Origin of the sequence: Viridibacillus sp. FSL E2-0187 (genome assembly GCF_038006425.1) — a bacterium.
GTDB lineage: Bacteria > Bacillota > Bacilli > Bacillales_A > Planococcaceae > Viridibacillus > Viridibacillus arvi.
The window spans coordinates 3,220,365-3,241,161 of sequence record NZ_JBBOVG010000001.1 but is presented as its reverse complement, the minus strand read 5'-3'; the positions used below and the strand labels follow the sequence as shown (position 1 = coordinate 3,241,161).

The 20,797-nt window shown below is 35.7% G+C and carries 16 protein-coding genes; all 16 read left to right on the top strand.

From position 1 onward, the window contains the following. Positions 1-2: 2 nt before the first annotated feature. The 16 genes from MHH85_RS15885 to MHH85_RS15810 all read left to right on the top strand — a co-directional run bounded on the left by MHH85_RS15885 (position 3) and on the right by MHH85_RS15810 (position 20,794). A complete protein-coding gene (locus MHH85_RS15885) occupies positions 3-2,114 on the top strand; it encodes an RNA degradosome polyphosphate kinase (protein ID WP_340707699.1) in 2,112 nt (703 codons plus the stop codon). Positions 2,115-2,323: 209 nt separating this feature from the next. Continuing rightward, entirely contained in the window at positions 2,324-3,982 is a 1,659-nt protein-coding gene (locus tag MHH85_RS15880; RefSeq protein WP_340707698.1) for a putative bifunctional diguanylate cyclase/phosphodiesterase, read from the top strand. A 123-nt stretch (positions 3,983-4,105) separates the two neighbouring features. Then, positions 4,106-4,873 (top strand): 2,4-dienoyl-CoA reductase, encoded by a 768-nt coding sequence (fadH, locus tag MHH85_RS15875; RefSeq protein WP_340707697.1) that lies wholly within the window; start codon positions 4,106-4,108, stop codon positions 4,871-4,873. 60 nt (positions 4,874-4,933) lie between these two features. Beyond that, positions 4,934-5,176, top strand: coding sequence for a hypothetical protein (locus MHH85_RS15870; RefSeq protein ID WP_193738590.1), 243 nt, complete (start codon positions 4,934-4,936; stop codon positions 5,174-5,176). A 197-nt stretch (positions 5,177-5,373) separates the two neighbouring features. Next, a complete protein-coding gene (gene cbpB, locus MHH85_RS15865; RefSeq protein ID WP_053417622.1) occupies positions 5,374-5,817 on the top strand; it encodes a cyclic-di-AMP-binding protein CbpB in 444 nt (147 codons plus the stop codon). Positions 5,818-5,913: 96 nt separating this feature from the next. Next, positions 5,914-6,822 carry a LysR family transcriptional regulator gene (locus MHH85_RS15860; protein WP_193738591.1) on the top strand — a complete coding sequence of 303 codons (909 nt, stop codon included), beginning with the start codon at positions 5,914-5,916 and terminating at the stop codon, positions 6,820-6,822. Between the two features lie 63 nt (positions 6,823-6,885). Continuing rightward, on the top strand, positions 6,886-7,599 hold the full coding sequence (gene dapD, locus MHH85_RS15855; RefSeq protein WP_193738592.1) for a 2,3,4,5-tetrahydropyridine-2,6-dicarboxylate N-acetyltransferase: 714 nt from the start codon (positions 6,886-6,888) through the stop codon (positions 7,597-7,599). A gap of 13 nt (positions 7,600-7,612) precedes the next feature. Then, positions 7,613-8,743 carry an N-acetyldiaminopimelate deacetylase gene (locus MHH85_RS15850; protein ID WP_340707696.1) on the top strand — a complete coding sequence of 377 codons (1,131 nt, stop codon included), beginning with the start codon at positions 7,613-7,615 and terminating at the stop codon, positions 8,741-8,743. A gap of 175 nt (positions 8,744-8,918) precedes the next feature. Continuing rightward, a complete protein-coding gene (locus MHH85_RS15845; protein ID WP_340707695.1) occupies positions 8,919-11,303 on the top strand; it encodes a DUF7408 domain-containing protein in 2,385 nt (794 codons plus the stop codon). Beyond that, complete coding sequence (locus MHH85_RS15840) at positions 11,300-12,229, top strand: ABC transporter ATP-binding protein (protein WP_193738595.1); 930 nt, start codon at positions 11,300-11,302, stop codon at positions 12,227-12,229. The genes MHH85_RS15845 and MHH85_RS15840 overlap by 4 nt, the downstream gene beginning before the upstream one ends. Then, positions 12,226-13,074, top strand: a complete 849-nt coding sequence (locus tag MHH85_RS15835; RefSeq protein WP_193738596.1) for an ABC transporter permease — start codon at positions 12,226-12,228, stop codon at positions 13,072-13,074. Before MHH85_RS15840 ends, MHH85_RS15835 begins: the two co-directional genes overlap by 4 nt. A gap of 12 nt (positions 13,075-13,086) precedes the next feature. Beyond that, a complete protein-coding gene (locus tag MHH85_RS15830) occupies positions 13,087-14,547 on the top strand; it encodes a hypothetical protein (RefSeq protein ID WP_340707694.1) in 1,461 nt (486 codons plus the stop codon). A 12-nt stretch (positions 14,548-14,559) separates the two neighbouring features. Then, the gene (locus MHH85_RS15825; RefSeq protein ID WP_340707693.1) at positions 14,560-15,555 is read left to right on the top strand and encodes an AAA family ATPase; all 996 of its coding nucleotides are present in this window, start codon (positions 14,560-14,562) and stop codon (positions 15,553-15,555) included. After that, positions 15,552-16,430 (top strand): DUF58 domain-containing protein, encoded by an 879-nt coding sequence (locus tag MHH85_RS15820; RefSeq protein ID WP_340707692.1) that lies wholly within the window; start codon positions 15,552-15,554, stop codon positions 16,428-16,430. Before MHH85_RS15825 ends, MHH85_RS15820 begins: the two co-directional genes overlap by 4 nt. Before the next feature lie 10 nt (positions 16,431-16,440). Then, the gene (locus tag MHH85_RS15815) at positions 16,441-18,210 is read left to right on the top strand and encodes a vWA domain-containing protein (protein WP_340707691.1); all 1,770 of its coding nucleotides are present in this window, start codon (positions 16,441-16,443) and stop codon (positions 18,208-18,210) included. Beyond that, positions 18,194-20,794 (top strand): VWA domain-containing protein, encoded by a 2,601-nt coding sequence (locus MHH85_RS15810; RefSeq protein ID WP_340707690.1) that lies wholly within the window; start codon positions 18,194-18,196, stop codon positions 20,792-20,794. Before MHH85_RS15815 ends, MHH85_RS15810 begins: the two co-directional genes overlap by 17 nt. Positions 20,795-20,797 lie beyond the last annotated feature (3 nt).

Sequence of the window (20,797 nt, the reverse complement as noted above, 5' to 3'; positions counted from 1 at the left end):
TAATGGAATTAGTCCAAGTTAAGCATACAGAAATTACAAAACCAGAATACTACAACAACCGTGAATTAAGTTGGCTAGCATTCAATGAACGCGTGTTACAGGAAGCGGAGGATGCACAAAACCCATTACTTGAGAGATTGAAATTTTTGGCGATATTCAGTTCCAATTTGGACGAGTTTTTCATGGTACGTGTAGCAGGGTTACAAGATCAGGTGAAAGCTGGATTTCATAAGCCGGAGAATAAATCAGGTTTAACACCAAAGGAACAATTGGCTCGAATTTCTGAAAAAACCCAAGCACTTGTTTCAAGACAAACAGCGATTTACAAAAAATTAATGAAACAATTATTACCGAAAGAGAATGTTTATACGCGCAAAATAGCGGAGCTAAATGAAGAACAAACTAATTTTATCAATGAATATTTCGAAGAAACGATTTTTCCAGTATTAACACCTGTAGCAGTTGATGCTTATCGCCCTTTTCCAACATTAATCAGTAAAACTTTAAATATGATAATACTTTTGGAACAAGACAATGTAGAACCAGAGTTCTGCGAAAAAGTAGCAGTTGTTCAAGTTCCATCTGTCTTAGAACGTTTTATTCAAGTACCATCTAAAGGGAATGAAATCTCAGTGGTACTTCTTGAAGATATAATTAGTGCAAACATAAATAAATTGTTTTATGGGTATCATGTTAAATCTGTACAATCTTTCCGTCTAACACGTAATGCAGATTTAACTATTCATGAAGAAGGAGCACGTGATTTACTTTTAGAAATTGAAAAAGAATTGAAAAAGCGTAAATGGGGTGCTCTAACTCGTCTTGAAGTTCGTACAGGCGAAATGGATAAAGGCGTACTACAATTTCTGCTGAATGAATTAGAAGACTGGGAAGCGGAAGTGTATAGCGTAGATTGTCCACTAGATTTAACTTTTCTGTTTTCATTTGTAAAATTTGTAGGTGAAGGAAGAAAGCATTTAGAATATGAAAGTTTCATCCCTCAGCCACCACAAGATTTAGGGTCGGATGAAAATATTTTTGAGAAAGCGTTAACTCAGGATATATTCTTTAATCATCCATATGAATCTTTTACACCTATCGTGGAATTTGTCACAGAAGCTGCAAACGATCCTAGTGTTTTAGCCATTAAGCAAACGTTATACCGTGTCAGCGGGAATTCACCAGTAATTCATGCATTAAAACTGGCTGCTGAAAATGGAAAGCAAGTAACGGTTCTAGTAGAGTTAAAAGCACGATTTGATGAAGAAAATAATGTACACTGGGCAAAAGAACTAGAACAATCAGGCTGTCTAGTTATTTATGGCATGCATAATTTAAAAACACATTCTAAAATCACGCTAGTTGTTAGAAGAAGACAAAGTAAAATAGAGCGTTTTGTCCATTTAGGTACAGGGAATTATAACGATGCAACTGCGAAAATTTATACTGATATGGGTATTATAACGACGAAAAAGAAATTTGGAATTGATGCGACGAACTTTTTTAATTTCCTAAGTGGATATACGGAAAAGCCAAATTTCCATCACATTGTGGTGTCACCTAATGATATAAGAGTTGAATTTATTAAACTAATTGATGACGAAATCAATTATCATTTGAAGTACGGTAAAGGACATTTCCGTGCGAAAATGAATTCATTAACTGATAAAGAATTGATTATGAAAATGTATGAAGCTTCAATTGCCGGAGTGAAAGTAGATTTAATTATCCGCGGGATATGTTGTTTGCGCCCAGGTATTAAAGGGATTAGTGAAAATATTACAGTTATAAGTATTGTAGGTCGCTTTCTTGAACACTCACGTATATATTGGTTCCATCATAATGGAGAAAACAAATTATTTTTATCTTCAGCAGATATGATGACAAGAAATATGATCAAACGTGTAGAAATTCTATTCCCAATTTTTGATACTGAAATAAAAAAACGTATTATGAAATCTATGAAGACTCAGTTCCGTGATAATGAGAAGGCACGCATTCAAGATGAGAATGGTGTTTACTATTATAACGAGAAAAAAGATGGAGATAAATGTATAAATAGCCAGGAAATCTTCTTAAAAGAAGCCTACCGTGTCCTAACAGATGAAGAGTGAAGTATAACATTATTTAAACTAAGACTTTTGTTAATATGACGAAAGTCTTTTTATCTTAGTCGAAAAATCTCGCGTGAAATATACTTTTTAAAAATTAAATATAAATAATATGCCAAAAGATATAAAAGAATAAATAAAATTGTATTCAATCGAATAAAAATCAATTATGATAATAAATAGTAGACTACTTCTGTTAATGGAGGCATTATATGTATAATTCATCATTGAGTCCTCAACAATATCTAGATTTTATACAAAAATTTTCAAGATTGTATCCTGAATCCATGACAATGTTAATAGAACAAGATTCAAACAATCAATATTGGATTACATACGTTAATGAATCGTTTAGAACTTTTTTTGATTTAACATTTGAACATAAAATGCTAGCATCATCATTTTTTACACTTCAAATGGGAACTAATCTAGAAGATCTCTTATTACAAGTAGGGGAAGTTTTAGAACCATATACTAAACAGATAACAATTAGAAAGAAAACAATACAACATAACTTTAATGTTCGTATGATTGCAGATACAACGACACAACACCAAGTAATTTGTTTAACATTATCTAAAGTAGTTAGTAATGGATCGTCATATCACGACCAATTAACAGGCATTTGGAATAAAAGTGCACTACAGGAGCATTTTAAAGAAGAAGAGAGAATTGCCAAGTGTAGGGGTCATCAGATGGCGATAATACTATTAGATTTGGATCGGTTTAAAAAAATCAATGACTCTATTGGCTTCAATAAAGGAGATGAGTTGTTAAAGAAAGTGGTGCAAAGACTTTCTACTCTTTCTGATGCTAATAGCCAAATCTACAGACAAAATGGTGATGATTTTATCTTTCTTTTACAACAATCGGATGTTGAAAAAACAAAATATTTTGCGGAGAAAGTATTAGCATTATTTAAAAAGCCTTTTTGTATAGATGAGCTAGAGTTGAATATATCAGGTTCTATAGGGGGTGTTATGTACCCAGCTGATGGAGCGGAATTAGATGAGTTACTAAAAAAAGCGGGCCAAGCACTAAGATACGTAAAAGAGAGAGTACCTTCAACATTTCGTTTTTATCATAGTAAAATGCTTGATACCTCTAATAATGGAGCAGTGATGGAATCCCATCTTAGACGTGCAATCGAAAAAAACGAATTATCGATTCATTATCAACCTCAAGTGGATCTAGATACTGGCAAAATAAACAGTTTTGAAGCATTACTGAGATGGAATAATCCAAAGTTTGGTTCAGTTCCTCCAAGTATATTCATTCCTATTGCAGAAGATTCTGGTCTCATTTTAGAAATAGGTGATTGGGTTCTAAATCAAGTATGTATTCAGTTAAAAGAATGGCAAATTAACGGATTTATAGATGTTCGAATTGCAGTTAACATTTCATCCAAGCAATTTAAGCAAGAAGCTTTCGCTAATGCAATAAAAAAATATATTTACAAATATGAATTGAACCCGCAATCATTAGAACTTGAAATTACTGAAAGTTCAATGACAAATATCCATGAAACCCTTACTATTTTACAAGAATTAAAAAAAATGGGTGTTATTATTTCTATTGATGATTTTGGGACAGGATATTCTTCTCTTAGCTATTTGAAAAGATATCCAATTGATATTATAAAAATCGATCAATCTTTCATTAAGGAAATTGAACAAGATGAAAAGGATGAAGCAATAGCGAAAACAATTATTCATCTAGCACATAGTTTAGGTATGAAAGTAATTGCTGAAGGTGTCGAGAAGAAAGATCATGTAGAAATTTTAAAAGAAGTAAATTGTGAAAAGGCACAAGGTTACTATTTTAGCCGACCAGTCCCGATTGAAAGTATTATCGAAATGTATTTTTGTTAGGCATAATAAATGCAAACCTTAATGGCTACCATTGAGGTTTTTATTTTTACTCTGAAATAAAGACAGTAATTCCGAAGTATGGTAAAATTATGAATGAATATTCATTCAAAGGGGGAATCGTAATTGTTAAAGGGGAAAACAATTATTATCACAGGCGGTTCAAATGGAATGGGGAAATATATGGCGAAAACGTTTGTAGAAGAAGGTGCAAACGTTGTCATTACAGGTCGTGATTTAGAGCGTCTAAAAAACGCAAAGGATGAAATTTCAAGAGACGGGAACAATATTGCCATCTTCCAAATGGATGTAAGGCAACCTGAACATGTTACTGGAATGTTAAATTTCGCGGTAGATACCTTTGGGCAAGTAGACGGTCTAGTAAATAATGCTGCAGGAAACTTTATCGTTCGTGCTGAGGATTTATCACCTAATGGATGGAAATCCGTTATTGATATCGTACTAAATGGTACATTTTATTGTTCAAAAGAAGTAGGGAAGTACTGGATGGACAACAAAATAAATGGTTCCATTCTTAATATGATCGCAACCTATGCGTGGGATGCTGGTCCAGGAGTTGCCCATTCAGCAGCAGCAAAAGCTGGAGTACTGTCTTTAACTAGAACACTTGCGGTGGAATGGGGAAGACAATATGGTATCAGAGTTAATGCGATTGCTCCAGGGCCAATTGAAAGAACTGGTGGTGCTGATAAGTTATGGCAATCCGAAGAAGCAGCGAAACGCACATTACAGTCTGTGCCACTTGGTCGATTAGGAAAACCGGAAGAAATTGCTGATTTAGCAACGTTTATGATGTCAGACAAGGCAACTTACATGAATGGGGAAGTTGTCACACTTGATGGTGGACAACACTTAAATCAGTATCCATTTTAAAGACTAAAATAGCCAAGTAATGCACATACTTAGCGAAACAAGTAAGAAGGAAGTGACGCTATGGATACGTGGACTTGGCCGTTAATGGCAGTAATATTACTTATTTGCGGTGTCGGGTATGCTTATACGAGACGTATTGCGAAAATGGAGCAAGAGGCTGTTCATAATAATGATCAACCGATTAGTCAGGCTGTTAAAGATAATCCAACGATGCTTAATCCAATTATTTGGGTATATGGCTTAGCGTTTGTTTTTGTATTTATTTTAATTTTTTACAATGTCGTGAAATACCAATGGTTCTAAAGATGTGATGAGGGGGTTGTTAGTTCCCTCTTCACATTTTTTATTGTTGCTATTACATAAAAATTCAATTTTATGAATTAATATTATATATCCTTAAAAATTTATTTGTAGAAATGGAAATTTTATGAGGGACTGTGATATGATTAATAAGTATTTTGCTGTTCTAAAACGAGGAACAGAAAAAGGAGTAGAATACTATGATGTCCTTAAGTAGCAGAGAGTTCCTTGAAATGCCAATTACTGATTTTATCATTTCTTCAGAGAAAGTTGCACATGTTCAAATGGGGAATAATGCAGAGCACGCCTTGCTCGTCCTAACGAAAACAGGCTATTCGTCTATACCTGTACTTGACGCAAAATACCGTCTGCATGGCATGTTAAGCATGCGTATGATTACAGAACCGATTTTGGGAATGGATCATATAGAGTATGAGAGATTAACAGATATTAAAGTAGATGAAATAATGGATAAGAAAGTAGCTACATTAAACATTGGCGATAATTTCCAAAGAGCACTAGACCTTGTAATTAATCATGCATTTTTATGCGTAATTGATGATGAAGGTACCTTCATGGGGATTATGACACGTCGTGTAATATTAAAACAACTAAAAAAACACATCTATCAATTCAATTCTTAATATGACAAAATGAAAGAAGGTCGCCATTAATGGGGCCTTCTTTATTTATAATAAATGATTTAAGCCATATAAGGACGAACAGGAGGTTACTTTTCGATGACTACAACAGAAGCTCAAATTGTAAAAGTATTGTCTGAGGAAGGCAATATGAGAAAAGCAGCTGAACGTTTATTTTTATCCCAACCGGCCCTTTCTCAACGTTTACAATCCATTGAAAAAGACTGGGGAGCACAGTTGTTTTTACGCTCACAAAAGGGATTAACACCTACACCAGCAGGGGAGTTGGTCATACAGTTTGCGATTGATACAATTGCAAAAAAAGAAGAAATTTATGAAATGATTCAGTCATTGAATTCAAAAGTACACGGTACATTGAAAATAGCATGTGCTTCGATTGTAGGGCATACATGGTTACCTAAAGTATTGAAAGATTTTATGACACAATATCCCGAAGCTAAAATTTCACTAATTACAGGTTGGAGTTCAGAAATTGTTAAATCTCTCTATGAGGGGGAGGCGCATGTAGGTATAGTGCGTGGACATACAGATTGGAAAGGCTCGAAGATTCACTTATTCCGTGATACGTTGTATTTAGTAGATAAAGAAATTAAAGAGATTGATGAAGTTTTCGAAACAGATCGTCCATTTATTCAATTCAAAAGTGATTCTAATTATTATCAAGAAATACAACAATGGTGGCAACGGCATTTTAAGTCTAATCCTCGTCGACAAATTACGGTAGATCAAATTGAGACTTGCAAACAAATGGCATTGAACGGAATTGGATACGCCATTTTACCTTCCATCACATTAAGTGGACATGAGGATGTTAATACCATCCCCCTGACGAATAATGAAGAGGAATTTGAGTTAACACGAGATACATGGCTTATTGGTTATGAATCTTCTTTTGAATTGCGCCAAGTGGCAGCTTTTGTAGATCTTGTGAAAAAACACGCTGAATGTCTTTATGATTATTCGAATAGTACGGAAGAAAAGAAATGACAACACTATTATTTTTCGTGTACAATTAGTCCATATTTTCAGAATAGTAGGAGGACGTAACCAATGCAGAAATTAGACGCACAAGAAATTATTGCTTATTTAGCTAATGCCAAAAAAGCAACACCAGTGAAAGTTTATGTAAAAGGTGAAAAAGTAGCAGATCTTTCATTTGGTGAGGGAAGTAAAGTTTTTGGTGAAGGTAACTCAGCTGTTGTATTTGGCGAATGGGCAGAAATTGAAAAAGCTTTAGTAGCTAACGAAGCACAAATTGCTGATTATGTTGTTGAACATGATCGAAGAAATTCTGCGGTACCAACTCTTGACTTAAAAGGTATCAACTCTCGTATAGAACCTGGTGCTATAATCCGTGATCAAGTTACTATAGGAGATAATTGTGTCATTATGATGGGTAGTGTCATTAATATTGGAGCTGAAATTGGCGATCGTACAATGATTGATATGAATGTTGTATTAGGTGGTCGTGCAATGGTAGGAAAAGATTGTCACATTGGAGCAGGAGCTGTGCTAGCCGGTGTAATCGAGCCACCTTCCGCATCTCCAGTTATTATTGAAGATAAAGTAATGATTGGTGCTAATGCAGTTGTTTTAGAAGGCTGTAGAGTAGGAGAAGGTGCTGTAGTTGCAGCGGGAGCAGTCGTTACTAAAGATGTGCCACCTTATACAGTAGTAGCAGGGATGCCAGCAAAAGTCATCAAAGATATTGATGAGAAAACAAAATCAAAAACTGAAATTATGCAAGATCTTCGTAAATTATAAGCAGGTGTATAAGATGAAAAGTTTACTGGAAATTAGACGAGAGTTACATAAAATTCCGGAAGTTGGTTTTAAGGAAGAGAAAACCCAAAAGTATTTACTCACGATCATTGAAAAGTTGTGGAAGCCGTACATTCAAATTGACGTTTGGCGAACGGGCATTATTGTGACGATTAATGGCTCTAATCCACAGTTGAAAATTGGTTGGAGAGCTGATATTGACGGTCTACCGGTTTCAGAAAATACAGGATTGACTTATTCTTCAGAGCATCCAGGTTTTATGCATGCTTGTGGCCATGACTTCCATATGACTATCGCATTAGGTTTAGTGCAGGCCTTTTCAGAAAATCAACCAGAAAACACCGTAATTATATACTTCCAACCAGCTGAAGAAGGTCCAGGTGGTGCAAAGCCTATGCTTGAATGGCTACAAAGTGAAAGACCTGATTTAGTACCAGACACTATTTTTGCCTTACATATCGCTCCTGAATATCCTGTGGGGACTATCGCAACTAGACCAGGTATGCTATTCGCGAATACCTCTGAGCTCTTTATCGATTTAAAAGGGGTAGGTGGCCACGCAGCATATCCTCATAATACGAGAGATATGACAGTTGCAGCTGCTAATCTAATGATTCAACTTCAAACAATTGTCAGTCGGAATATAAATCCTTTAGATAGTGCTGTAGTAACGATTGGAAAGATGACTTCGGGTACTGTTCAGAATATAATTGCTGAAAATGCACGACTAGAGGGTACTATTCGAACGATGTCGGCAGAATCGATGAAATTGATTAAAAAGCGTATAGAAGCAATTTGTAGAGCGACTGAAATAGCCTATGAATGTAAAGTAAGTATTGATTATGGTTCATCTTATTATCAAGTGGAAAATGATGAGCACTGTGCGTATGAGTTATTACGCTTTGCTGAGCAGTTACCTGGGGTTGTAGCTTATGAATGCCCACCAGCAATGACTGGAGAAGATTTTGGATTCTTTTTAAAAGACTTACCAGGTGCTATGTTCTGGACAGGGGCAAATACGCCATATGGTCTTCATCATTCTGCTATGCAACCAGATGAAGAACTAATTAATGTTAATATACAATTTGTAGAACAATTCTTACGTTCATTTACTTTTTATAAATAGTAAAAACCTATAGTGTAATTCTGCACTATAGGTTTTTTTCGTATAAACAGGTCATTTTAATTAATCATAAGAAATATTTTCCTCAGTTTGTAAAAATATATATTTTTGTTATCTATGCAACCAAGTTATTTAAAAAAACGTACTAATAAAAAAGAAGAAAGAGGGGGGATCTCCATTGCGAAGTAGGTTAATATTACTGGTCTCATGTTTTTTATTAATATTTAGCTTTTTACCAGGTATTCAAATGGAGGCATTTGCGGCACCGAAGCTAGATGTGAAGACATCAGTTGGGTTTGCCAATAAAGGTAAATATGATAGGGGATTGCCTATTACAATAACGGTCAAGAACACAGGAACTGCATTTTCTGGTGACATCGTTATTGACTCAATGCAGGACTATAATACTGGAAGTGGTGTCTCCATCCCAGTAGAGATTGGAGAAAATGAAACGAAGTCGATAGAAGTAGCATTCGAACAGTTTTCAGATGCGTATATTGGAAATGGATCAAATCAACAAATGATTCACTTTTTTGAAGGTGGTTGGAAAAAAGGGAAATCGATTGAGTACACCGGTAAAGCAAATATCAATCCACAACTACTTGAAGCTGACATACCAATTGTTTTCACATTAACAAGTAATGCTGATAGGTTATTAGGCTTCACTAAACTTAGTAAAAACAATGCAACTAGAATGGAAGTAATAGATGTTGCACAGTTAACAGACTTTACAATACCTTCAAAAGCAGCTTCTTGGTCAGCGGGAGATGTACTTGTTATTGACGAGTATAAATTAGCTGACCTAACAGAAGAACAACAGCTAGCCATTATTGAATGGGTGAAAAATGGTGGTAAAGCAATTATCGGGGCTTCTATTAACGTAGATGCCGAAGTTGGTTTATTGAAAGAATATTTGCCGTTGACTTTAGGCGAAGAGCGAACAGTATCTAAAGAGACACTCAGAAAGTTAACGAAAGGCGGCAATTTTAAAGAAAACGTAAAAGCTTACGAAGCCAAATTAAATAATAATGCAGAAATTATATTAGAAGCAAACCAATCTCCGCTTGTTGCTAAACTTGCTGTAGGTAAGGGGGAGGTTATACAAACTGCCTTTTCTCTAGGAAATGCTCCTTTGGCAAAAGAAGATGATTACACAAAACTTCTTGAGAAAATAGTACCTTTGAAAGTTAATAACCAATCATTACAATCAACATTAAGTCAAATGAATTGGGAATTAGTCAGTCAAAATGAGATTTTTCCATCATTCCAAGTCTCCGCTATTTTATTACTAGTTATTGTTATCATATATATATTCATTTTAGGACCAGTACTCTATTTTTTACTAAAAAATAAAGATAAACGAGAACATGCATGGTGGATTATTCCCGTATTAGCAATTGTGACTTCTTTGTTCATCTTTTGGTACGGGGCAAAAGATCGTCTATTAAATCCGCAAATTCAGCAAACAGCTGTTTTTAAGGTTAATGATGATAATAGCTTATCAGGTATATATGCATCAGCATTATTATCAAATCGTAGTGGTGACTTTGAATTTACTGCACCAAAAGATACTTCAATGACTATGTCTACTACATATTCAGGTTTCAGAAACTTAAATGATGTACATCAAAAAGCGGTATTAGAACAATATGCCGACCATCAATCATTGACAATTCGAAATAGCCGTTATTGGGCTGTAAGTAACTTGGTTGGCCATACGCAAATTAAAGATGTTGGTCGTTTAGATATTCAGTTAGACGTAGAAAATGGGGCTGTGAAAGGTACAGTTAAAAATAACTTCCCATTTAAAATGAAGGATGTATCAATTTGGTCAGGTGTTAAGTGGTTGGAAATTGGTGATGTTGAACCAAATGAGACTATAAAAGTAACTCAAACAATTAATGGTTCAATATTATTGCCTCCAATGCAAATGGGCATGGTAGGAGTAGAACCAGCAAAAAATAAAAAAGAGCTTCTAAAAAATCGCCAGCAGAGTGCTAGAAACTTAGCTTATCAAATGTTAGGTGATAATGATCAACCAGCTATAGTGGCGTGGGTAGATGAAGCTTTATTACCAATTGAATTAAAAACGCAAAAAGCTGAGCAATCTTCTATGAATTTAATTGTCCAAAATTTTAATCCGAAAACTAATTTATCAGGTGAATTCGTATTACCTGCAAATGCAATGACTAAAGAGATTAATTCAACGATGGGTGGCTACGTTGAACAAACCTTTGAGGATAATAATTCTTGGTATTTAGATGATGGCGAATATGATGTGAATTGGACAATACCAGATTCTATATTAGATAAAAAAGTAAAGTGGACAGAATTACAACTAGCCAATACGGATATGCAAACTTTAACAATCAATTTATATAATGTGAAAAAAGATAAGTTTGAAGAAGTAACCGATGCCAGATTTATAGTTGATAAAGACGTTTCGCAATATATTTCAAAAGATGGTCAAGTTATTTATAAATTAATAAAGAATATTGGGAAATATAATGATTCAAGGACCGTGTTACCAGAATTGCAATTGAAAGGAGAGGTCCAAAAATGATAGAAATTAAAGGGCTAACAAAAAAATATGGTTCCTTTTATGCTTTACAAGGACTGGATCTCTCAATTGGTGAAGGAACAGTATTTGGTTTTGTAGGAGCAAATGGAGCGGGTAAGTCAACGACATTCTCTATTTTGTCAACACTACTGCAACCAACAGCTGGTGATGCATGGATTGATGGTAAAAGTGTAACGAAACACGCTGAGGAAATCCGAAAACTAATTGGATATATGCCTGACTTCTTTGGGGTCTATGACCAATTGAAGGCAGATGAATATTTAGATTTCTTTGGTTCAAGTTATGGTATTCCAGCAGCTGAAAGAGAGAAGTTAATTCCACAACTTTTAGAACTAGTCAATTTAACACATAAGCGCTATGAATATGTTGATGTATTATCACGTGGTATGAAGCAGCGTCTTTGTTTAGCTAGAACGCTTATTCATGATCCAAAAGTTCTTATTTTGGATGAACCGGCATCGGGTCTAGACCCCCGTGCTCGAATAGAAATGCGGGATATTTTGAAACAGCTAAAATCAATGGGTAAGACAATATTAATTTCTTCGCATATCCTCCCTGAGCTTGCGGAGATGTGTGATGAAATTGGTGTTATTGATAATGGGAAATTAATAGCTCATGGATCGGTCTCAACTATTCAAACACAATTACAAGGTGAAAAAGTATTGACTGTGAAGCTGCAAGATGGTCTTGAAAAAGCTATAAGTTTCTTTGAAGAAAATCCGTTTATAACAGGAATTGAAACAGGTGAACAGCAATTAAGTTTCCGTTATCGAGGATCAGATGAAGAACAGATGGAACTATTGAAAAAAGCAGTATTAGCAAATATTCCTATATTATCATTTGCAGAAGAAGAAAAAGACTTAGAAGATGTCTTTATGGCTATTACGAAGGGAGTAGATGAAGCATGAGGTCGATGTTTACTAATCCAGTGCTTATAAAAGAACTTAAGCTAAGATTTCGTGCCTTTAAAAGCTTTTCAGGCATCATGTTTTATTTACTAGCACTCAGCATATTTGTCTTTGGTTTCATTTTTGTATCTATGGAGTTTAATTTAAGTGGTTTCATAAATTCACAAGAAAGCGTACTGTTATTTAGTTTGCTGACTTTTGTTCAACTAGCTTTAACATTGTTTATTACACCAGGTATGACAGCCGGTTCAATTAGTTCTGAACGCGAAAAACAAACGTTAAATATTCTCTTAACTACGGCGCAGTCTTCTTTTCAAATCATTTTTGGGAAAATGAGCTCATCTATCGTTTTTTTATTACTATTATTAATTGCAGGTTTGCCAATTTATAGTTTAGTGTTTTTATTTGGTGGTGTTTCACCTACACAATTACTTGTTATCTTTGCATTTTTGATTTTGACAATGCTTGCTATAGGAAGTATCGGAGTCATGTTTTCGACAATACTTAGGAAGACTATTCTTTCTATGATTGTGACGTATGGATCGATGCTATTTTTAACAGGTGTGACGGCGTTTTTCTTTTTGATCTCAGTGCAGATGAATGTATCGAGCACAACAGGTGTGACAAGTAACCCATCAATTTTTGCTTATTTCTGGGGTACCATTAATCCAATTGCTTTAATGATGACACTCATTAGCCCTGAAATGTTGGAGAGTTTCTATGAAGTGACAAAAATTCATTTTCCAATTTGGGCAGGATATTTAATATTCTATTCCATTGTGACCGTTGTCTGCTTGTTTATTGCTATAAAAAGACTACGTGTTAACATGAAAAAAGCGAGATGAGGAGGGTAATCGATGAACGAACAAAGTCGTTTAGCACACGCAGTAAAAAAGGCAAAAACGAGTCTTGTTCTTGAGCATTTATTTACTAAAATTCAGTTGGCACTACTAGTCGCATTGAGTGTTAGTTTTATATTAATGATTGTCTCTCGATTCTTTGTTTTTCCTTACTATTCTCAAATTGCACTCATAGCATTTATCATGACTTTTGTTTCTTGGGTACTTTATATTTTGTGGACGAAGCCATCAAAAGAGCAGTCAATATATGCACTTGATGGCTATTTTCCACATAATCAATTGCGTACTGTTTTTTCGATAGACGATACTTCGACGCCATTGTATCAACATTTACTGAAGCAGACAGATGATCATGCTGAAATAGCGTTGCTCAAGTTTAAAGCAAGAGAGAAGAAAATCGTGCATGTACCCTACATATTAGGTAGTTTTTTTATTGCCATTGCAATTTTCGCTCTTACTTTATTTCCTGCAACAACACAATTAGCTGCAAAAGATGCCGAGCAAGAAAATAAGATCATTACAGACATGAAAAAAGAAGTGAAAAAGCTTGAGAAAAAGGCAAAGTCAGAAGAAGTAAAAAAGGAATTAGCGAAGCTACAGGAAAAGCTAAAAGAAACTAAGACATCTGAAGAAGCGTTACGTGAGTTAGTGAAAAAGCAAAAGGAATTACAATTAAAAGAGCAGCAATTATTAGAGAAAAAGGAACTAGCTAAAAGTGATGAAAAGGGCGAAGGGAAAGGATTATCAAAGGAGGAAGTGAAAGAATTAGCCGATTTGCAAAAAGCGAATGACTTATTGCTGAATAAGGCTAAAGATGCACAAACTGCGATGAGTCAACAGGGAAAGCCACTCTCCCAATCGCTGCAATCCGCGTTACAAAATCAGCAAGCAAATGTTCAAAATCAAAATCAATCGGCTACTTCAAATAGCAATGCTAGTCAGAGTTCCAATCAAAATGGAAGTAGTTCACAAAATAGTAGTACTTCTCAATCAAATACGCATAGTAATCCTAATCCGAACGGAAAGAATCCAAGCCAAGGCCAGGGTCAAGGCCAAGGCCAAGGCCAAGGTCAAGGCCAAGGCCAAGGTCAAGGTCAAGGCCAAGGCCAAGGCCAAGGTCAAGGCCAAGGTCAAGGTCAAGGTCAAGGTAGTGGTTCAGGCTCAGGCACTGGTCAGGGGGCAGGGCTCGGTCAAGGCAATCGCAATTTGCTAGCAATCCCAGAACGTATTGGCAGTAAAGGGGAAACATCAGTAGACTCCGGTAAAATGGGTGATGGTAGTGCTGCAGAAATTCATGAAACAGAAAATGGCCCAGTTCACAAAGGATCAATAAGACCTTATGACGAAGTCGTTGGAAGTTATAAAGATTCGTATTTCCAAACAACAGATCGACTGCAATTACCAAAAGAATTACAGAATATTGTTCAAAATTATTTTTCTACGATTGAAAACAAATAGAGGAGGAAATCCATGTCATACACACCGGAGCAATATTTAGCGATGAGTGAAAAATTACAAGCTGTTCGAGACGAAATTGGTCGCTTTATCGTTGGGCAAGAAGAGGCAATCGATTATACAATGTTTGCTGTTCTTGCTGATGGCCATGCTTTACTAGAAGGGCTTCCAGGGTTAGGGAAAACGATGTTGATCCGAACAATTTCTGAAGTTCTTGACTTATCGTTTTCACGTATTCAATTTACGCCAGACTTAATGCCAACGGATATAACAGGTACGAGTGTTATTGAACGTTCAGCAGATGGAAATCAGCGATTTTCTTTCCAAAAAGGGCCTATATTCAGTCAAATGGTATTAGCCGATGAAATTAATCGTGCAACGCCAAAAACTCAAAGTGCACTATTAGAGGCAATGGGTGAAAAAACAGTAACTGTTCTTGGTGATACAAAGAAAATGGCAAAACCATTCTTTGTATTAGCTACACAAAATCCAATCGAAATGGAAGGAACCTATCCTTTACCAGAAGCGCAAATGGACCGTTTCCTTTGTAAAATACTAGTCCCGACTCCATCAAAAATAGAACTGATGGAAATCATGAAAAGAACGACAGGTACAATTTCAATTGAATTACAAAAAATAATGAACGATACAGAAATTGTTGAATTGCAAGAAATGGTGAAAGGAGTAATGATAGCTGATGATATGCTTTCTTATGCGGTGGATTTAGTTGTCGCTACGCATCCAGATAGTCCTGATACGATTGATGAAGTAAAACAGTTTATCGAGTATGGTAGTGGTCCTCGAGGATTGCAAAGTATAGTAAAACTTGCAAAAGCACGTGCTCTAATTAATGGCCGCTATCATGTGTCTATTGCAGATATAAAAACTGTAGCAAAACCAGCTCTCCGCCATCGATTAATGCTTAATTATGAAGGAGAGGCTGCGGGCTTAAAAGTTGACGATGTACTAAATACTTTACTTGAAAAAATGAAACAAGGGCAAGTTGTATGATGCAATCAAATTTTTTGCTGCCAAATGAATGGGCTAGTAAAATCCGCCGGTTGTCTTTAAATACAGCTACAAAAATACGTGGCCATCATAAAGGAGCGAATCGGTCACAGCGATTTGGAGCTTCACTAGATTTCTCTGATTTTAGAGAATATCATCCAGGTGACGATGTTCGACAATTGGATTGGAATGTCTTTGCGAGAACTGAGAAATTCTTTATTAAACGCTTTTTAGATGAGCAAGAGATGCGTGTTCATATAGTACTTGATACAACGAAATCGATGGGTGAGGAGTCAAAATGGCTATTCGCACGGCAGCTAACTACCGCTTTAGGCCTTATGGTATTAAATAAGGATGATCGATTAACATTTTCATATGTATCAGACAAGCCGACACCACTATTTCGTCGCAAGGGCGCTACTTATCAAAGGGCATTTGAAAAGACGGTATCAGATTTATCGGAACCAATTTTCACCGAATCTTTTGCTGAACATGCTTTACAAACTTTGCCTAAGGATGCAACAATATTGATAATTATTTCAGATGTACTTGAACCACTTGAAAAATGGAGCGCTTTTTTGAGTAAAACGCCGAGATTTGCAAAGGATGTTCGACTTCTCCAAGTACAATCACCTGACGAAAAATTACCAACTTACACTGGGGATGTACGATTAGTTGATGTTGAGACTTCATCGAGTGTAAATGTATCTATGTCACAAAATGTACGTCGATCATATGAAGAAAAACAACAGGAACATCAATTAGAGCTTGAAACAATATGTAGAAAATATGGTGTACAACATTTAACTGTGCAAGTGGTAGATGGGCTCCAACACGTTCTATTTAATCAACTAGTCAAAGCAAAATGGTTACAGTGAGGTGAAGTAAATGGGATTTAATCAACTACCGTTTCTATTAACAGCAATCTTTCCTCTAACGGTATTAATTTATTATTTTTTCCGTAAAAAATATGTGGTGAAACAAATTTCCTCCACGCTTTTTTGGGACGAAGTAATGAAAGAAACGAAAGCTTCACCTTATTTACAACATTTACAACGAAATGCCCTATTTTATTTGCAAATGCTTGGACTTATTTTACTTGTTATCGCTTTATCACAGCCTTATTGGAAAACAAAATCTATTGCTGGAGATCAAATTATTTGGATAGTAGATACGTCAGCTACAATGCTATCGGAAAATGAAGGACAAACGATATTTGAGGCACATCAAAAAGAGATGCTAGATTTAACAAATAAGCTCGGTGGGAAGGCAGTTACAATTATAACAACTGGATCAGAACCACAAGTAGTATTGCGTAATGAAACAAATACTAAGACGATTCAAAATGCCGTAAATTCTTTAGAAGTTACATATGCTAATGAACAGTTTCCAACAATGTTAGATTTTTTACAAACATTCATTAGCAAGAAATCAACAGTTATTTATTTGTTCACGGATGCGATAGAACGTGAACAATTACCATTGGAATTACCAGACGTTAAATGGATTGTTAAAGGGGCACCAGATAACCTACAGAACATTTCATTGCAGCGCTTTGGTGCAACAAAAGTAGAAGGTCAACTGAAGGCGATTGCTCAAGTGAAAAATGATACGAGTAAAGAACAACAAGTAACAATTTTAATTACTAATGATAAAGGTAAAGAGTTAACAGAAAAGAAAATTACTATCCCTGCAAATAAAGAAGAACGTGTTCTCTTCGATAATCTTCCTAATCAAACAGCTTTAACAGCTAAGTTAAAGGTCATGGATGACTACAAAGTAGATAACGAAATGACCATTTTGATACAGCAAAATATATCTAAAATTTTAGTTGATCAAGGATTACAGCAATTAGTACAAAAAGCTTTTCAGGCGATGGATTTCCCAGTAAGCATAGTGCCATCATTACAATTAGGAGATTCGAAGGATGATGCAATTCTCGTTACAAACCAATCGAGGTTGTTAGAGCAACAAAAGCAACCAGTTCTTTTAATTGGGCGTGATGATAAAAAAGCAAAAGAAGTAAAGGGAGAACTGAAAACGAAGGATTCTAACCTCTTTGCTTATGCTCCAATAAAAGATGTATACGTCAATGAGTTGTATCCTGCGTTTACAGATTATAAAACGATTGCAACAATTGGAGATGCGCCATTTATTCAAATTTCACCTGTAGGACATATTGCTGTTTTAGCCGATATACAAATGACAGATTGGCCGCTTCACCCTTCATTCCCTTTATTCTTATGGAGTGCAAAAGAAAGCCTTGCTAGTAGTGGCAGTGATATCGGCACGTTTTCACCGAATGAAAGACGTATTATTTCTTTGGCAGGAACAGATGGTGGAGAAAAAGGGTATGAAATTTATACTCAAGACGGGGAATACATTCGTAGCTTTGAAGATGGTAACAGTTTTATCGCACCTATTAAACCAGGACTCTATATGATGAAATCGAGTAATGAGGAAAAACGCTTCGTAGTTACATTACAGCAGCAAGAGAAAGTAATTGCTAAAGGGACTTCATTTGAATATGGAGAGACTATGGATAAAAAAGCAACTAATTATATACAGCAACCTCTAGTGCCATTATTATTATTGTTGATTATCACATTATTACTAGTTGAATGGGAGGTGCAACGTCGATATGGATTTACGCATTGACCATCCTCTCTATCTTTTGTTATTCATACCAGTTCTAATGTATTTTGGATGGGCATGGCTACAAAGTAGTAAACGTTATAATAAAGAAAATAAAATTATTTTCTACATGCGTGTAGTAGCAATCAGTTTACTTATTTTTGCATTGAGCGCCCCTTATATTTTATTGCCGGTAAAGGAAGAACAAGTAGTCTTTTTAGTAGATCGTTCTGCCTCTATGAAAGGAACTGAAAAAGATATTGCAAGTTGGATTCAAGAAAGTATTGAAAGTAGTAAGTATTACCAATCTAAAGGGGTTTATAGCTTTGCTTCAGGAGTACAAACTGATCTTGGCTTAACCGCTGATAACATCAATTTGCCAGTATGGCCAGCTATAAAAGATAGTGGACAAACTAATTTAGCAAATGCCTTACAGCTAGTATCGAATGTAGTAGATCGTAATAAGGCTACTCGTATTGTATTATTTTCAGATGGAGTAGAAACAGCGGGTTCAACAATGGATCAACTTAGTCGGCTACAAAATAGTAATATTCAAATTGATACAGTAAAAGTAGATAAACCAGTAAAACAAGATGTTGCCATTACATCTTTTGAAACGCCACCAGTGGCATATAAAGGTGAACGGCAACAGTTAACAGTACAAATAGAAGCATCGACAAATACGACAGGTGAGTTACTTTTATCGGCGAATGATAAAGTAATTGAAAAACAAAAAGTCCAGTTAGATAGTGGTTCAAATACAGTTACATTCCGTCATACGGTAAAAGGTGACGGTCTCATTAAATATGATGTGCAACTTAAAATGGCAGAAGATGCCTTACTCGAAAATAATGAATTAACGAGTGTAACCACTGTACAAGGAACACCACATATATTATTAGTGCACGGAGATGATGTGAAATCGAGTAGCCTATCAAATATCATTGACCAGAGTACGATGAAGGTAGATGACATCTCGGCGATAGAATTACCGTCAATGCAGTCATCTTATATTGGCTATGATGCTATTATTTTTGACAATGTCTCAGGGCATTTAGTCGGGGAAAAGAAAATGGCGATGATTGAACAGGCAGTGAAAAACTTTGGAATGGGATTTATGATGATTGGTGGGGAAAATAGTTTTGGTCTCGGTGGTTATTTCAAAACGCCGATTGAAACCATTTTACCTGTTGAAATGGAAGTAAAGGGTAAAGAACAGATTCCTTCTCTTGGTTTAACAATTGTCTTAGACCGTTCAGGTAGTATGAGTGGTAACAAAATTAATTTAGCAAAAGAAGCAGCTGCACGATCAGTTGAATTATTACGTGAGGAGGATACGTTTGGATTTATCGCGTTTGACGATAGGCCATGGGAAATTATCCCTCCAACCCCGGTAGAAGATAAAAAGCAAGTGATTGAGCAAATTTTATCTGTCGCACCAAATGGAGGAACAGAAATTTATACTTCATTAAGCTTAGCTTATGAACGTATGCAAGATATAAAGTTACAGCGCAAGCATATTATATTATTAACAGATGGTCAGGCAGCAACAAATAATTCATATGAGCAGCTAATTGCGGAAGGTAAAAAAGCGAATATTACACTTTCTACAGTTGCGATTGGACAAGATTCTGATCGGGGATTACTTCAATATTTAGCGGAAGCAGGTGCAGGTCGATTCTATGATGTAGTAGATGAAGAAACAATTCCGTCTATACTTTCTCGTGAAACGTCGATGTTGACTCGCACATATATTGAAGACAATCCGTTTTATCCCATCATTGGTGGAGGGACAAAATGGCAAAGTCTCTTTAAAGATGGCGTGCCGAAAATGAATGCTTATATCGCTACTACAGCAAAGCAAACGGCTAATGTCATTGCTGAAAGTGAAAAGGATGATCCTATCTTTGCTGAATGGAAATACGGTCTAGGAAAGACAATGGCCTTTACATCGGATACAACAGGCAAGTGGAGTGGAGATTGGGCTCGCTTTCAAGGATGGTCGGATTTTTGGAACATGACCGTGTCAGAGCTACTCCCAGCATATAAAGAGGTACCCTATAATATCCAACAGCAGAGCGACGGTTCTTTTATTGTTTCAGACCCGACAGCACAATCGGCCTTTATGGACTTAGTTGTTGTAGATGAAAAAGGTGAAGAGTTATCAATCACAGAAGAACCTTTAGCCCCTGGTAAAACACGTGTGAAATTTGAACATGGACCTGGATTAGTATTCTTCAGAGTTTCAAATGATGAAAAAGGTATGTATCAAGCGGGACTGACTATTCCTTATAGTACAGAATATAAAATACAGCCTGACAATACAAAGTTACTAAAAGAGCTTTCAACAAAAACTAATGGTAAGGAACTAACAGATCCAGCAGAAGCCTTTCGTAAGCTTCCCACATCAAGTTCAAACGAGCAGAGTATTACACAATGGTTAGTGTTTACTGCGATGTTATTGTTCTTTATTGATATCACATTAAGACGATTCGGTTTGACTTCATTACTGAATATTCCAAAGGGATTTCGTAGAACAAAAAAAGAAACCAAACATGAAGACCATCTCAATGTTAGTGAACTATTAAAAAATAAAAAACCACGTTAAAAA